The organism is Saccharopolyspora halophila (assembly GCF_039531955.1).
Classification (GTDB): Bacteria; Actinomycetota; Actinomycetes; order Mycobacteriales; family Pseudonocardiaceae; genus Saccharopolyspora; species Saccharopolyspora halophila.
The window spans coordinates 19,858-34,038 of sequence record NZ_BAAARA010000015.1 but is presented as its reverse complement, the minus strand read 5'-3'; the positions used below and the strand labels follow the sequence as shown (position 1 = coordinate 34,038).

General features: G+C 70.9%; 14 protein-coding genes. 10 read left to right on the top strand and 4 right to left on the bottom strand.

All coding sequences use genetic code 11. The annotated features are described in order from the left end of the window. Positions 1–139: 139 nt before the first annotated feature. A complete protein-coding gene (locus ABD289_RS18585; protein ID WP_344134165.1) occupies positions 140–811 on the bottom strand; it encodes a YqeB family protein in 672 nt (223 codons plus the stop codon). Positions 812–965: 154 nt separating this feature from the next. Beyond that, the gene (locus tag ABD289_RS18580; RefSeq protein WP_344134162.1) at positions 966–2,234 is read right to left on the bottom strand and encodes a M14 family metallopeptidase; all 1,269 of its coding nucleotides are present in this window, start codon (positions 2,232–2,234) and stop codon (positions 966–968) included. A gap of 605 nt (positions 2,235–2,839) precedes the next feature. Between ABD289_RS18580 and hisD the strand changes: the two genes are divergently transcribed. From hisD to hisB, 3 genes are read left to right on the top strand one after another with little or no spacing between them, the layout of a single operon-like run. Further along, entirely contained in the window at positions 2,840–4,156 is a 1,317-nt protein-coding gene (hisD, locus tag ABD289_RS18575; protein ID WP_344134159.1) for a histidinol dehydrogenase, read from the top strand. A 23-nt stretch (positions 4,157–4,179) separates the two neighbouring features. Then, the gene (locus ABD289_RS18570; RefSeq protein ID WP_344134156.1) at positions 4,180–5,298 is read left to right on the top strand and encodes a histidinol-phosphate transaminase; all 1,119 of its coding nucleotides are present in this window, start codon (positions 4,180–4,182) and stop codon (positions 5,296–5,298) included. Further along, positions 5,295–5,912: an imidazoleglycerol-phosphate dehydratase HisB gene (gene hisB / locus ABD289_RS18565; protein ID WP_344134152.1), complete on the top strand. Its 618-nt coding sequence runs from the start codon at positions 5,295–5,297 to the stop codon at positions 5,910–5,912. Before ABD289_RS18570 ends, hisB begins: the two co-directional genes overlap by 4 nt. A 256-nt stretch (positions 5,913–6,168) precedes the next feature. Here hisB and ABD289_RS18560 read toward each other — a convergent pair whose 3' ends face one another. Beyond that, on the bottom strand, positions 6,169–7,527 hold the full coding sequence (locus ABD289_RS18560) for a cation:dicarboxylate symporter family transporter (RefSeq protein ID WP_344134149.1): 1,359 nt from the start codon (positions 7,525–7,527) through the stop codon (positions 6,169–6,171). Between the two features lie 147 nt (positions 7,528–7,674). Here ABD289_RS18560 and ABD289_RS18555 point away from each other — a divergent pair, with 147 nt between their 5' ends. Continuing rightward, positions 7,675–9,306 carry an ATP-binding protein gene (locus ABD289_RS18555; RefSeq protein ID WP_344134146.1) on the top strand — a complete coding sequence of 544 codons (1,632 nt, stop codon included), beginning with the start codon at positions 7,675–7,677 and terminating at the stop codon, positions 9,304–9,306. Further along, the gene (locus tag ABD289_RS18550) at positions 9,303–9,983 is read left to right on the top strand and encodes a response regulator (RefSeq protein ID WP_344134143.1); all 681 of its coding nucleotides are present in this window, start codon (positions 9,303–9,305) and stop codon (positions 9,981–9,983) included. The genes ABD289_RS18555 and ABD289_RS18550 overlap by 4 nt, the downstream gene beginning before the upstream one ends. Positions 9,984–10,180: 197 nt before the next feature. Here the strand turns inward: ABD289_RS18550 and soxR are convergent, their stop codons facing one another. After that, positions 10,181–10,639: a redox-sensitive transcriptional activator SoxR gene (gene soxR, locus ABD289_RS18545; RefSeq protein WP_344134139.1), complete on the bottom strand. Its 459-nt coding sequence runs from the start codon at positions 10,637–10,639 to the stop codon at positions 10,181–10,183. A gap of 86 nt (positions 10,640–10,725) precedes the next feature. On the opposite strand from soxR, the gene ABD289_RS18540 reads away from it, so the two are divergent. The 5 genes from ABD289_RS18540 (at position 10,726) to priA (ending at position 14,000) form a co-directional block, all read left to right on the top strand. After that, positions 10,726–11,418: a transketolase gene (locus ABD289_RS18540; protein WP_344134136.1), complete on the top strand. Its 693-nt coding sequence runs from the start codon at positions 10,726–10,728 to the stop codon at positions 11,416–11,418. 1 nt (position 11,419) lies between these two features. Next, complete coding sequence (locus tag ABD289_RS18535) at positions 11,420–12,340, top strand: transketolase family protein (RefSeq protein ID WP_344134133.1); 921 nt, start codon at positions 11,420–11,422, stop codon at positions 12,338–12,340. Positions 12,341–12,356: 16 nt separating this feature from the next. After that, positions 12,357–12,986: an imidazole glycerol phosphate synthase subunit HisH gene (gene hisH, locus ABD289_RS18530; RefSeq protein WP_344134130.1), complete on the top strand. Its 630-nt coding sequence runs from the start codon at positions 12,357–12,359 to the stop codon at positions 12,984–12,986. Next, positions 12,983–13,180: a hypothetical protein gene (locus ABD289_RS18525; protein WP_344134127.1), complete on the top strand. Its 198-nt coding sequence runs from the start codon at positions 12,983–12,985 to the stop codon at positions 13,178–13,180. The genes hisH and ABD289_RS18525 overlap by 4 nt, the downstream gene beginning before the upstream one ends. A gap of 88 nt (positions 13,181–13,268) precedes the next feature. Next, complete coding sequence (gene priA, locus ABD289_RS18520; protein ID WP_344134124.1) at positions 13,269–14,000, top strand: bifunctional 1-(5-phosphoribosyl)-5-((5-phosphoribosylamino)methylideneamino)imidazole-4-carboxamide isomerase/phosphoribosylanthranilate isomerase PriA; 732 nt, start codon at positions 13,269–13,271, stop codon at positions 13,998–14,000. The last annotated feature ends 181 nt before the right edge of the window (positions 14,001–14,181 follow it).

The following is a 14,181-nucleotide window of genomic DNA, read 5'->3' as shown; positions in this document are numbered from 1 at the left end:
CCCGCACCTGCACAACGCCCCCGGAATTCCCTGGAAATCGGGGGCCCGAATTCCAGGGAAATCGGGGACGAATTCGAGGGTTCCCGCGGGAGGGCCGATCGGTGACGTGGAGCGCGGCGAGTCGGCTTGCGCGCCGGCCTCAGAACCGGTCGGTCGCCCGCCAGTACTGCTTCTTGTGCCCGTCGCGCAGCACGATGCCCTGCTCGGCGAGCTCGTCGCGCAGGATCTCGGCGCGCTTGTTGTCGCGCCTGCGCAGCGCGTGGTCGCGGTCGCTGAGCAGCTTGTTGGCCCGCAGCGAGAGCTCCGGAACGTCCGCGGTCCACAACCGGTAGCGGCCCGCGTAGGGGTCACCGTCCCGCCACGGGTGGCCGTGCGCCTTGAAGGCGTCGCGCAGCGCGAAGCGATCCAGCCCGGACTTGCGCCGCGCCAGCTCGCCGCCGGTGGGGTCGAGCAGCACCAGGTGGCCGCGCTCGACGAACACCGAGCCGATCTCGGCGCGCGGGAATTCGTTGGACTCGCGCCCGGTGGTCAGCACCGCCCGCTGGTCGTCCACGCCGACCGTCAGCCGTTCCTGCGCGAGCAGTCCCGCGAAGCCGAGCCCGATCACCGCGCCCACCAGCACTGCGCCCAGCATCCCCCACGGGTCGGCGCCGGAGGCGGCCAGCTCGAAGACGCCCTGCAGCGGCGCCCACTGCAGGTTGGACACCCACGTCGCGACCAGCCGCAGCAGGAACAGGGCGGCGGCGCCGAGCAGCGGGCAGTAGATCCACGAACCACGACGGACCAGCGCGGGAGGATGAACGGTGGTCATGGCGGCCATTATTCAAGCACTCCGCAAAAGGACGGGCCCGGGGCGCGCGACCGCACGCACCCCGGGCCCGGATCCGGGTGACAGTTTTGCCTAAAACTGCACCGTGATCATATCCGATATGTCCGGACAGTTGCAGGCGAACCCCATCAGTCGATCACGTGCCGGCCTCGTTGATGAGGATGTCCACCGCCCCGTCGTTGCGGGCGGTCTCCCGGTCGATGACGTCGGCAGGCGGGTAGAAGCCGTCCAGGCCGCCGCCGCTGGCCGGGTACATCTCCAGGGTGAAGGCGAGGATCTTGTGCTCGCCCCACATCCAGTCGAGGCTGTCGCCGTCGGTGACGTAGAGGTCGCTGGACTGCTGCGGCGTGTAGCCGTTGTCCGCGGCCATCGCCGTGCCGACCCGCTCGAAGCGGTCGTACTCCTGCTGCGTCATGCCCTCGGTGACGTCGTCGCTGGTGTGCCCGAACGGCCAGAGCACGAGCTCGGAGTAGGTGTGGAAGTCGATCGCGGCCTTGATCTGCTGGGTGCCGTCGACCACGCGGGAGTCGACGAAGTCCCGCATCGCGGCGGTTTCGGGCGCCGACCAGGCCTCGGTGCCGCGGTAGGTCTCGCTGTTGGGGTCGTCGCTGGAGCCGCCGCAGCAGCCCCACATGTAGCCCCAGTTGCGGTTGAGGTCGGTGCCGGTGTCCTGCCGGTTCTTGCGCCAGCCCCGGTACTGGCCGGACGCGATGTCATAGGTCGACCCGTCCGGGTTGACCATCGGGATGACCCAGATCTCGCGGCTGTCGACCATGTCGGTGACCGCCTGGTCGGAGCCGTGGCCGTTGGTGAACCGCTCGACGATGTGCAGGCACATCTCGGTGGTCAGGTGCTCCCGGGCGTGCTGGTTGCAGTTGAACAGGACCTCGGGCTCGTCCTCGTCGGTCGCCGCGTTGTCGCTGATCTTGAGGGCCGGGATGTCGCGGCCCTCGTGGGACTCGCCGATGCTGAACTTGCTCGTGATGCCGGGGTGCTCGGTGGCGGCGGTCTCCAGCGCGGCGTTCGTCTCGTCGTAGTTGTGGTAGGCCTCGTCGCCGGGTGGGAAGTCGCCCGCCGCGGCCTTGCCCCGGTTGCCGTTGATCTTGCCGAGGGCTTCGCCGAGGCCGGTCTTCTCGGTCAGCCGGTAGCCGCGCGAGCGCAGTTCGTCGGCCTGCCCGCGGGTCGCCTGGATCTGCGCGGTGCGGCCCTGGACGCCCAGGATCTCGGCACCGAGACGGTGGATATCGGTGCGGGACTCCGCGTTGGTCCCGTCGATGGTGTAGATCGCCGCGTCCTGCGCGGTCACCTCGGCCGGCTGCGCGGCCAGGGCACCGGGGACCGGAGCGGTCAGGAGCAGGCCGGCGAACGCCGCCGCCAGCACCGCCTTGCGCCGTGAGCTGAACATCGGGTCTCCGATCGATCACTGGTGGTGATGTTGGAAGGCTGTAGCAGACGGTGACGGCCGGCAACCCACTGGCGAACATTGGTCTTTCCCACCGGCATGGGAACGACGCCGGAGTCGGCTCCGGCCGTCGCCGGAACCGCTCGCCCGAGACGGCCGCCGCAGGCACCACCGGACGGTTTCGCTCAGCGGCGCCTCGAACGGTCCCCGGCGGAAGAACCGGCGCCAGGCCAGCGGGGACAGCAGCGAGCTCGGCGGTGCGGGTGGCGATGAACGCCGTGAGCCCTCCGGCCTCGTATCCGTCGTGCCGAAGGCGGAAGTCGTGGGGCTCCTCGGCGGGTCCGGACGAAACCGCGCTCCGGGCCGGGCGGGCCGGAGAGGAGCGCGGGGCGGGCATGCTCACGCGGTGGTGGTGAGTCGCGCGGCGAAGTTTCGGGAACACGCAGTTCTGAAATGTTCGACGGCTTCGCGGGGTGGATCCGATTCCGGACATCGGGGATGAAGCGGAGTGCTCGGCCGCTCGCCCGGTGGCGCGACAGGGTTCACGGCCGCGGCCATCGCGACGCCCATTACCCTGGAAGGCGCAACCCGTACTGGAAGGACGCCGCATGCTCACCCGTACCGACCTGCGCGGTCGTGTCCCGTCCACCAGCGAGCTGCGCGCCACGCTGCCGCGCGCCGAGATGGACGTCGAGCACGTGCTGCATAAGGTCCGGCCGGTGATCGAGGCGATCCGCGATCGCGGTGTCGACGCCGCGCAGGAGTACACCGAGCACTTCGACGGGGTGCGCCCGCAGCAGGTGCGCGTACCCGCCGAGGAGCTGGCCAAGGCCCTCGAGGAGCTGGATCCGCAGGTGCGGTCCGCGATCGAGGAGTCGATCGCCCGCGCCCGCAAGGTGCACGCCGACCAGCGGCGCACCGACACCACCACCGAGGTCGCCGAGGGCGGCACCGTCACCGAACGCTGGGCGCCGGTCGCGCGCGTGGGCCTGTACGCGCCGGGCGGGCTGGCGGTCTACCCGTCGAGCGTGGTGATGAACGTCGTCCCGGCTCAGGCCGCAGGTGTGGAATCGCTGGTGGTGTGCAGCCCGCCGCAGGCCGAGTTCGGCGGTCTGCCGCACCCGACCATCCTGGCCGCCGCGCAGCTGCTCGGCGTTGAGGAGGTCTGGGCGGTCGGCGGCGCGCAGGCCGTTGCGCTGCTGGCCTACGGCGGCACCGACACCGGCGGCACCGAGCTGGAGCCCGCCGACATGGTCACCGGCCCCGGCAACGTCTACGTCACCGCGGCCAAGCGGCACCTGCGCAACCTGATCGGCATCGACGCCGAGGCCGGGCCCACCGAGATCGCGATCCTGGCCGACGGCACCGCCGACCCGGCGCACGTGGCCGCGGACCTGATCAGCCAGGCCGAGCACGACACGCTGGCGGCCAGCGTGCTGGTGACCACCGCGCCGGAGCTGGCCGACGCGGTCGACGCCGAACTGGAGCGCCAGGTCGCGCAGACCAAGCACACCGAGCGGATCACCACCGCGCTCACCGGTGTGCAGTCCGGCTGCATCCTGGTCTCCGGCATCGACGACGGGGTGCGGGTGGTGGACGCCTACGCGGCCGAGCACCTGGAGATCCAGACCGCCGAGGCCGACGCCGTCGCGGCGCGGGTGCGCAACGCGGGCGCGATCTTCGTCGGCCCGTACGCGCCGGTGTCGCTGGGCGACTACTGCGCGGGCTCCAACCACGTGCTGCCCACCGGTGGCTGCGCCCGGCACTCCTCGGGCCTGAGCGTGCAGAGCTTCCTGCGCGGCATCCACGTGATCTCCTACACCGAGCAGGCCCTCCGCGACGTCGCCGACCAGGTGGTCGCGCTCGCCGACGCCGAGGACCTGCCCGCGCACGGCCAGGCCGTGACCACCCGCTTCTCCGGCTGACGACTTCCCGAAGGTAGAAAATCATGAGTGACGTGCTCGGCGCCGATACGACGCTGGCCGACCTGCCGCTGCGGGAGGACCTGCGCGGCCGCAGCCCCTACGGCGCGCCGCAGCTGGCCACCTCCGTCCGGCTCAACACCAACGAGAATCCCTATCCGCCGCCGCCCGAGCTGGTCGCCGACGTGACCGAGGCGGTCCGCGAGGTGGCCGCCGAGTTGCACCGCTACCCGGACCGCGACGCGGTCGCGCTGCGCGGCGACCTGGCCGCCTACCTCGGGGAGGCGACCGGGATCGGGCTGTCGGTGCAGAACCTGTGGGCGGCCAACGGTTCCAACGAGGTGCTGCAGCAGATCCTGCAGGCCTTCGGCGGTCCCGGCCGCAGCGCGCTGGGCTTCGAGCCCTCGTACTCGATGCACCCGATCCTGTCGGCGGGCACCCGCACCGACTGGGTTCCCGCGCCGCGGCGGCCCGACTTCAGCCTCGACGGTGCTGCCGCCGCGCGCACGGTGGCCGAGAAGCAGCCGAGCGTGGTGTTCGTGACCAGCCCGAACAACCCCACTGGCCAGGCGGTGTCGATCGAGGACCTGCGCGCGATCTGCGAGGCGGCTCCGGGCGTGGTCGTGGTCGACGAGGCCTACGCCGAGTTCTCCGCGCAGCCCAGTGCGGTGGAGCTCATCGAGCAGTACCCGGCCAAGGTGATCGTCAGCCGCACCATGAGCAAGGCGTTCGCCTTCGCGGGCGGCAGGCTCGGTTACCTGGCCGCCGCTCCGGCGATCATCGACGCGCTGCTGCTGGTCCGGCTGCCCTACCACCTCTCGGCGCCGACCCAGGCCGCCGCGCGGGCCGCGCTGCGACACGCCGAGGCGACCCTGGGTTCGGTGCACAAGCTGGCGGCCGAGCGCGACCGGGTCGTCGGCGAGCTGCGCGAGCTGGGCTTCGAGCCGGTGCCCAGCGATGCCAACTTCGTGCTGTTCGGGCCGTTCGCCGAGGCGCACCGCGCCTGGGAGCGCTACCTGGATTCCGACGTGCTGATCCGCGACGTCGGCATTCCCGGACACCTGCGGGTCACCATCGGCACGCCGGACGAGAACGACGCGTTCCTGGCGGCGAGCAAGGCAGTCAGCGAGGAGATCCAGCGATGACCTTCCAGCCAGGAACCCGCGTCGGCCGGGTCGAGCGCACCACCAAGGAGTCCTCGGTGCTGGTCGAGCTCGACCTCGACGGCACCGGTCAGGTCGACATCGACACCACGGTGCCGTTCTACGACCACATGCTCACCGCGCTGGGCACGCACGCCGCCTTCGACCTGAAGGTCAAGTCCACCGGCGATATCCACATCGACGCGCACCACACCGTCGAGGACACCGCGATCGTGCTGGGCCAGGCGCTGCGGCAGGCGCTGGGCGAGAAGAAGGGCATCCGCCGCTTCGGCGATGCCTGGATCCCGATGGACGAGACCCTCGCGCACGCCGCGGTCGACGTCTCGGGACGTTCCTACTGCGTGATGACCGGTGAGCCGGAGCAGTACAACAGCTTCACCATCGGCGGGAACTACCCGTTCGTGCTCAACCGGCACGTGTTCGAGTCGCTGGCCTTCCACTCGCAGATCAACCTGCACACCAGGGTGATTCACGGCCGCGACCCGCACCACATCGCAGAGGCCGAGTACAAGGCCATCGCCCGGGCGCTGCGCGCGGCGGTGGAGGCCGATCCCCGCTTCGCCGACGTGGTTCCGTCCACCAAGGGCGCGCTCTGAGGTGACCGCTGGATCGGCCGGTTTCCACCGGAATCCGGCCGGTTCCGGTGGAAACCGTCGGATCCGGCGCCGATCTCGGATTCTGTCACGCGGGAACCGCTGAGGCGGGCGCCACCCGGCGCTCCCCGCCGGTGACAGTTTTGCCTAAAACTGTGGGTCTCCGGCGCCCGAAATGTCCGTGCAGTTTTAGGCAAAACTGTCAGCGCACGGAGAAGCGGCCGCCGGGGGTGCGGCCGCCTCTCAGCGGGGTCGGGGGTCAGCTCGTCGTGGCCGGGACCCTTTCGCTCTCCGGGGCGTCGGGCTGGGGTGCTTCCGCGTCGGCGAAGGACTGCTCGTCGAACGGGGAATCGCCCGCGAAGACCTGCTTCATCTGGGCGCGGTCGACCTCGCCGGTCCAGGAGCCGATCATCACCGTGGCCACCGCGTTGCCCGCGAAGTTGGTCAGTGCGCGGGCCTCGGACATGAACCGGTCGATGCCCACGATCAGCCCCACGCCGTCGAGCAGCTCCGGCCGGTGCGACTGCAGACCGCCGGCCAGCGTGGCCAGGCCCGCGCCGCTGACGCCCGCGGCGCCCTTGGAAGCGATCATCATGAACAGCAGCAGCCCGATCTGCTCGGCCAGCGACAGCGGGTCGCCCATGGCGCTGGCGATGAACAACGAGGCCATCGTCAGGTAGATCATCGTGCCGTCGAGGTTGAACGAGTACCCGGTCGGCACCGTGATGCCCACGACCGGCCTGCTCACGCCGAGGTGCTCCATCTTCGCGATCAGCCGCGGCAGCGCGGCCTCCGAGGAGGAGGTGGACAGGATCAGCAGGAACTCGCGGCCCAGGTAGCGCAGCAGCGAGAAGATGTTGACCCGGGCGAACAGCCACAGCGCGGTGCCGAGCACGCCGAAGATGAACAGCACGCAGGTCGTGTAGAAGCCGATCATGATCACGGCGAGGCTCTTGAGCGCGTCGACGCCCGTCGCGCCGACCACCGCGGCGATCGCGCCGAACGCGCCGATCGGAGCGGCCCACATGACCATCGCGAGGATCTTGAACACCAAGCGCTGGATGTGCTCGATGCCGCGCAGGATCGGCTGGCCGGCATCGCCCATGGCCTGCAGCGCGAACCCGGCGAGCAGCGCCACCAGCAGCGTCTGCAGCACCTCTCCCTCGGTCAGCGCCGAGACCAGGGTGTTCGGGATGATCCCGAGCAGGAACTCGGTGGTGCTCTCCGATCCCTCACCGGCCTGCTCGGCTCCCGAGCCGCGCAGCGCCTCGGTGATCTGCATGCCCGTTCCCGGGTGCAGCACGTTGCCCACGACCAGGCCGATGACCAGCGCGATCACCGACATGACCATGAAGTAAGCGAGCGCCAGGCCGCCGACCTTGCCGACCTTGGCGGCCTTCCGGACGCTGCCGACGCCCAGCACGATTGTGCAGAAGATGATCGGCGAGATCATCATCTTGATCAGTGCCACGAAGCCCTCGCCCAGCGGCTTGAGCGCCGTGCCGAACTCGGGTGCGAGAAAACCTACGGCGATGCCTGCCAGGACGGCGACGATCACCGCGATGTACAGGTAATGCGTTCTGTCCCGGCGAGATGTCGCCGCGTCGTTGCCAGCCAACTCAACTCCTACCGAAAACGGGGCACACGTCGATCTCCGAGCTCGTGTCCTGGGTCACGAGGAGATCTGTCGGGTGACTATCGGAGCCGGGTATCGTCGGCGTCTCGCTTATGTACATTGTGTTCACGCACTGGTAACGGGCAGTTGATGTCGCTTACACGCTCCGCAAACCCGCTGGCGCGCGGCCGTCCTCAGTGGAGCCTGGCGCGGCAGCTGTTCGTGCTGCAGGTGATCGTGGTCGCCGTCGTGGTGCTGGCCGGCACGGCGCTGGCCTTCTACGACGCGCAGCGGCAGAGCTCCGCGGCCGCGCGCGACGAGGTGGTCGCGCTGGCCAAGACGCTGGCGGCGGCCCCGACGGTGCGCGACGGACTGGTGGCCCCGGAACCCGCGGAGGTGCTGCAGCCGCTGGCCGAGCGGGTGCGCGCGGACACCCGCGTCGACTTCGTGACGATCATGTCGCCCACGGGGATCCGGTACACCCATCCCGATCCGGCGCGCATCGGCGAGCCGTTCATCGGGCACATCGACCGCGCCGTCGCCGGGCAGGCGCTCACCGAGACCTACACCGGAACGCTGGGTCCGTCGGTGCGCGCGGTGGTGCCGGTCTACCGCGACGGGAAGCTGGTCGGCCTGGTCTCCGACGGCATCACGGTCCGCGTGCTCACCCGGGAGCTGCAGCAGCGGGTCACCGCGCTGGTGCTGGTGGCGGGCGCCGCGCTGGTGCTCGGCGGGCTGCTGACCTACCTGGTCAGCGAGCGGATCCGGCGGCACACGCACGGGATGCGCCCCGCGGAGCTCTCCCGGATGTACGAGTACCACGACGCGATCCTGCACGCGGTGCGCGAAGGTCTGCTGCTGGTGGGCCCGGACGGCAGGCTGACGCTGTGCAACGATGGTGCCGCTGTGCTGCTGGAACTCGACGCCTCCGAGGTGGAGGGCGAGCGCGTGGCCGACCTCGGGCTGCCGTCCTCGCTGCTCGAGACGCTCGGGGCCGGGCGCGCGGTCCGGGACGAGGTGCACCTGACCGATCACCGGGTGCTGCTGGTCAACGTCTCGCCGGTGCGCACCGGTGGTCGCGACCTGGGAAGCGTGGTGACGTTGCGCGACCACACCGAGCTGCAGGCGCTCAGCGGTGAGCTCGACTCGATGCGCGGGTTCGCCGAATCCCTGCGCTCCCAGGCGCACGAGTCCGCCAACCGCCTGCACACCGTGGTCTCGCTGATCGAACTCGGGCGTCCGGACGAAGCCGTGGACTTCGCCACCGCGGAGCTGGATCTCGCGCAGCGGCTCACCGATCGGGTCGTCGGCGCGGTCGACGAGCCGGTGCTGGCCGCCCTGCTGCTCGGCAAGAGCGCTGAGGCGGGGGAGCGCGGGGTGGAGGTCGTGCTCGGCGCCGACACCGAGATCGATGACGAGTCCGTCGCGCACCTCGAATCCCGCGATCTGGTCACGATTCTCGGCAACCTGATCGACAACGCCGTGGAGGCGGTGGTCGAAAGCCCGCAGCCGCGGGTAAACGTCACCATTCGGTCCGCTGCGGACGAGGTGCTGATCCGGGTCGCCGACAACGGGCCCGGAGTCGATTCCGAGGCCGTGCAGCGGTTGTTCCGACGCGGCTGGTCGACCAAGTCCGACGACCGCGGGCTGGGCCTGGCGCTGGTCGGGCAGAGCGCGCGGCGCCACGGCGGAACCATCGATGTGCGCACCGAGGGCGGCGCGGTGTTCACCGTGCGACTGCCCGGCCCGCGGGCCTCGGGCGGAACGGGCGGAAAGCCGTGATCGCGGTCCTGGTCGTGGAGGACGACCCGGTGGTCGGCGAGGCGCACGAGGCCTACGTCAACCGGATCGAGGGGTTCACCGTCGCCGGCCGGGTTCGCACCGGGCAGGCCGCGCTGCAGTTCGTCGAGCACGCCGCCGTCGACCTGGTGCTGCTGGACCTGCGGTTGCCGGACATGGACGGGCTGGCCGTGGCGCGCGCGTTGCGCACGGCGGGCGCGCCCACGGACGTGATCGCGGTGACCTCGGCGCGCGATCTCAAGGTGGTGCGCGCGGCGGTCTCCAGCGGGGTGGTGCAGTACCTGCTCAAACCGTTCACCTTCGCCGCCATGCGGGAGAAGCTGGAGCACTACGCCAAGTTCCGCAGCAGCCTCGGGCAGGACCGGGAGGTGCACGGCCAGGCCGAGATCGACCGCGCCTTCTCCGCGCTGCGCGGGGTGGAGAAGCAGTCGCTGCCCAAGGGCATGGGCGAGGAGACGCTCACCGCCGTGGTCACCGCGTTGCGCGGGCTCCCGAGCGGTGGCACGGCCAGCGCGCTCGCCGAGACCGCGGGCGTCTCCCGGGTGACGGCCCGCCGCTACCTCGAATACCTGGTCACCACGGGCATGGTCGAGCGCAGCCCGCAGTACGGCTCGGTCGGCCGCCCGGAGATGTCCTACCGCTGGATCGGCGAGGCCTGAGGGCGCGGCGTTGCCAACGACAGTTTTGCCTAAAACTGTCCGGACATTTCGGGCGCCGGGGCCGCACAGTTTTAGGCAAAACTGTCACCACCGCGCGCTCGGCGGTGGCGCCGTCGTTCTGGGCGGGGCCCGGTGGTGTCCGAGGTTCCGCTACCGCGCCGCTGCGCGAACCCCGAACTGAAACGTCCCCTGAGACCTCACTTCTCGTCGGCCGCCGGGCGCAGCGCGGGAGCGCCCGGGCCGAGCTCGGACATGTGGTCGTCGGCGTTGTGCAGCGCGCAGGTGCGCAGGGACAGGCAGCCGCAGCCGATGCAGCCGGTGAGGCGGTCGCGGAGTCGTTGCAGGCCGTCGATGCGGGCGTCCAGCTCGTCGCGCCAGCGCTTGGACAACCGGGCCCAGTCGGCCTTGGTGGGGGCGTGGTCGTCCGGGAGGGTGGCCAGGGCGTCGGAGATCTGGTCGAGGCTGAGCCCGACACGCTGCGCGGAGCGGATGAACGCCAGCCTGCGCAGCACCGGCCGCTCGTAGCGGCGCTGGTTGCCGCTGGTGCGGGTCGAGGAGATCAGCCCGCGCTCCTCGTAGAACCGCAGCGCGGTCTGCGCCACGCCGCTGCGTTGCGCCACTTCACCGATGGTCAGCAGTTTCGGGAGCTTCGTCACAGCGCCCAGCGTAGCGAAGACTTCGAGCGCGGTGCAGGGATTCGAACCTTGACTTACAGTGAACTCGAAGTTCGATGCTGGGGCGCATGACGATGACCACCGGATGCGCCTACGCGGACCTGGGTCCGCTGATGACCCGGATGACCGGCGACGAGAAGCACGACTTCGCCGCGACCTCCACCCTGGACGTGCTGTGGGTCCTCTACGACCAGATCCTCTCGGTCGACCCGCGGCGCGTCGACGATCCCGATCGGGATCGCTTCCTGCTGTCCAAGGGCCACGGCCCGATGGCCTACTACGCCGTGCTGGCGGCCAAGGGGTTCCTGGACCCGGAACAGCTGCGGGGATTCGGCGATTTCGACTCCCCGCTGGGATTCCACCCGGACCGGGTGCTGCTGCCGGGAGTGGAGATCGGCAGCGGCTCGCTCGGGCACGGGCTCCCGCTCGCCCTCGGCACCGTCCTCGGTCTGGACGCGCAGCGGCGCGGCGGCCGGGTGGTGGTCCTCGTCGGGGACGCCGAACTCGACGAGGGCAGCAATCACGAGGCGATCCAGGTCGCCGGCCGCTGGGATCTGCACCGGTTGACCACGGTCGTGGTCGACAACAAGTCCTCGAGCACCGGCTGGCCCGGCGGCATCGCCGACCGCTTCGCCCGGGAGGGCTGGGCCACCCGCGAGGCCGACGGTCGCGACCACACCGCGTTGCGCGACGCGCTGTCCTCCAACCCGCCCGACCGACCGCTCGCCGTCGTCGCCGAAGTCGAACCACGAGGAGTCTGAGATGGCCGCGTCCACGATCACCACGACCATGCGCGAACGATTCACCGACACCGTCGCCGACGTGCTGGACACCGACCCGAGAGCGGCGGTGGTGCTGGCCGAGATCTCCGCCGACCGGTTCGCCGAAGCCGCGCTGCGCCACCCCGAGCGCGTGATCAACATCGGTATCCGCGAGCAGGCGATGGTCGGTGTCGCGGGCGGGCTGGCGCTGACCGGGATGCGCCCGGTGCTGCACTCGATCACCCCGTTCCTGGTGGAACGTCCCTTCGAACAGCTCAAGCTCGATCTGAGCCACCAGGGAACCGGGGCGATCGCGGTCAGCACCGGTGCTTCCTACGACTACCCGGGCGCCGGGCGCACCCACATGGCCCCCGGCGACGTCGCGCTGATCGACACGCTTCCGGGCTGGACCGCGCACGTTCCCGGCCACCCCGACGAGGTCGAGGCGCTGCTGCGCCGCGAGTTCTCCCGGGACGGTCCCGCCTACCTGCGGCTGTCCGAACGGGGAAACGACGAGGCGCTGGTGACCGGCCCCGGGATGCGCAGGCTCCGGAGCGGGCGGGCGGGCGTGGTGCTGGCCGTCGGCCCGATGCTGCGACCGGTGCTGTCCGCCACCGCCGACCTCGACGTCACCGTGCTCTACGCGGCCACGGTCCGGCCGTTCGACGCGGCGGGCCTGCGCGATGCCGTGCTCGGCTCGGCGCCGGACGTCGTGCTCGTCGAGCCGTACCTGCGCGGTACCTCGGCGCACGAGGTCGACGCCGCTCTGCAGGACATCCCGCATCGGGTCCGGTCGCTGGGCGTGCGTCGCGACGCCGAGCTGCGCGCCTACGGCAGCGCCGACGAGCACGAAGCCGCGCACGGGCTCGGTCCTGCCGAAATCGGCGTGGCCGTACGCGGCTTCCTGGCCGGTGCGTCCTAGCCGGTAGCCTGGGGCCGTGGCACGAGTCGTCATCTTGGACTACGGATCAGGCAACCTCCGCTCCGCCGAGCGCGCGGTCGAGCGCGCGGGCGCCGACGTCGAGGTGACCTCCGACCATCGTGCCGCAGTGGAAGCGGACGGCCTGGTCGTTCCCGGTGTCGGCGCCTTCGCGGCGTGCATGGAGGGCCTGCTGCAGGCAGGCGGTGACAAGATCATCGACGAGCGCCTGGCGGCGGAGCGTCCCGTGCTGGGCATCTGCGTGGGCATGCAGGTGCTGTTCGGCGAGGGCGTGGAGCACGGTGTGCGGGCCGACGGCTGCGGCCGGTGGCCGGGCACCGTCGAGCGCTTGCAGGCCGACGTGCTGCCGCACATGGGCTGGAACACGGTCCGCGCACCCGAGGACAGCGTGCTGTTCGACGGGCTCGACGCGGATGCGCGGTTCTACTTCGTGCACTCCTTCGCGGTCCGCGAGTGGAAGCTCGACCCGGCCGATTCGATCGCGCCCTCCAAGGTGACCTACGCCGACCACGGCGAGCCGTTCGTCGCCGCGGTCGAGAACGGTGCTCTGATGGCTACTCAGTTCCACCCGGAGAAGTCCGGCGAAGCCGGTGCCCGCCTCTTGCGCAACTGGCTGGGCGCCCTGTGAGCCGCCGCTACGGCCTGATGGGGCCGAACACGGTTCGCATCGTCGCGCTCGTGCTCGCGGTCGGCATGGCGGCCGGCATGGGCATCCCGTACCTGGTGCAGGCCGGCGTGCCGGTCTGGACGGCCGTGCTCCTGGCGGTGGCCGTGCTGGCAGTGCCGATCATCGCGATGAACCGGGACAAGACGCGCGACTGAGCGGGCCCGCCAGGCGTGGCGTCGGCCCGCGATGCCGTGCCGGGGCGTGGTGCGCTGCGCCTGCGGGGCCTGTCCTAAGGTTGTGGGCGTGAGCTTCACGTTGCTTCCCGCTGTTGACGTTGCCGATGGGCAGGCCGTTCGCCTCGTGCAGGGCGCTGCCGGTACCGAGACCTCCTACGGTGATCCGCTGGAGGCCGCGCTGACCTGGCAGCGCGCGGGGGCCGAATGGGTCCATCTCGTCGACCTCGACGCCGCCTTCGGCCGCGGCGACAACCGCGAGCTGCTCGCCGAGGTGACCGCCAAGCTGGACGTGCGGGTCGAGCTCTCCGGCGGCATCCGCGACGACGCCTCCCTGGAGGCGGCGCTGTCCACCGGATGCGCCCGGGTCAACCTCGGCACCGCCGCGCTGGAGAACCCGGAGTGGGCCGACCGCGTCGTCGCCGAGCACGGTGATCGGGTGGCCGTCGGCCTGGACGTGCGCATCACCGAGCAGGGTCACCGGCTGGCCGCCCGCGGCTGGACCACGGACGGCGGTGACCTCTGGGAGGTGCTGGCCCGGCTCGACGCCGCGGGCTGCAGCCGCTACGTGGTCACCGACGTCAGCAAGGACGGCACGCTGCAGGGCCCGAACACCGAGCTGCTGCGCCAGGTGTGCGAGCGCACCGACGCCGCGGTCATCGCCTCCGGCGGGGTGTCCAGCGTGGACGACCTGGTCGCGCTGTCCAAGCTGGCTCCGGCGGGCCTGGAGGGCTCGATCGTCGGCAAGGCCCTCTACGCCCAGAACTTCACCCTCGAGGAAGCACTCGAGGCCGTGCGCTGAGGCGCCGGTTGCCGGTGCGTTTCAGCCCGCGGGTGTGCGCGGCGGTGCGGCTGTTCTCAACGTCCGAGAACCCGCCGCGGAGCCGTCTGATTTCCGCCTTGAACAGCGGCTCCGCCGCGCTCCCGACCAGACCACGACCCATCACTCACCACGAAGCCGCCGAGCGCGCGTGGTGGTGACA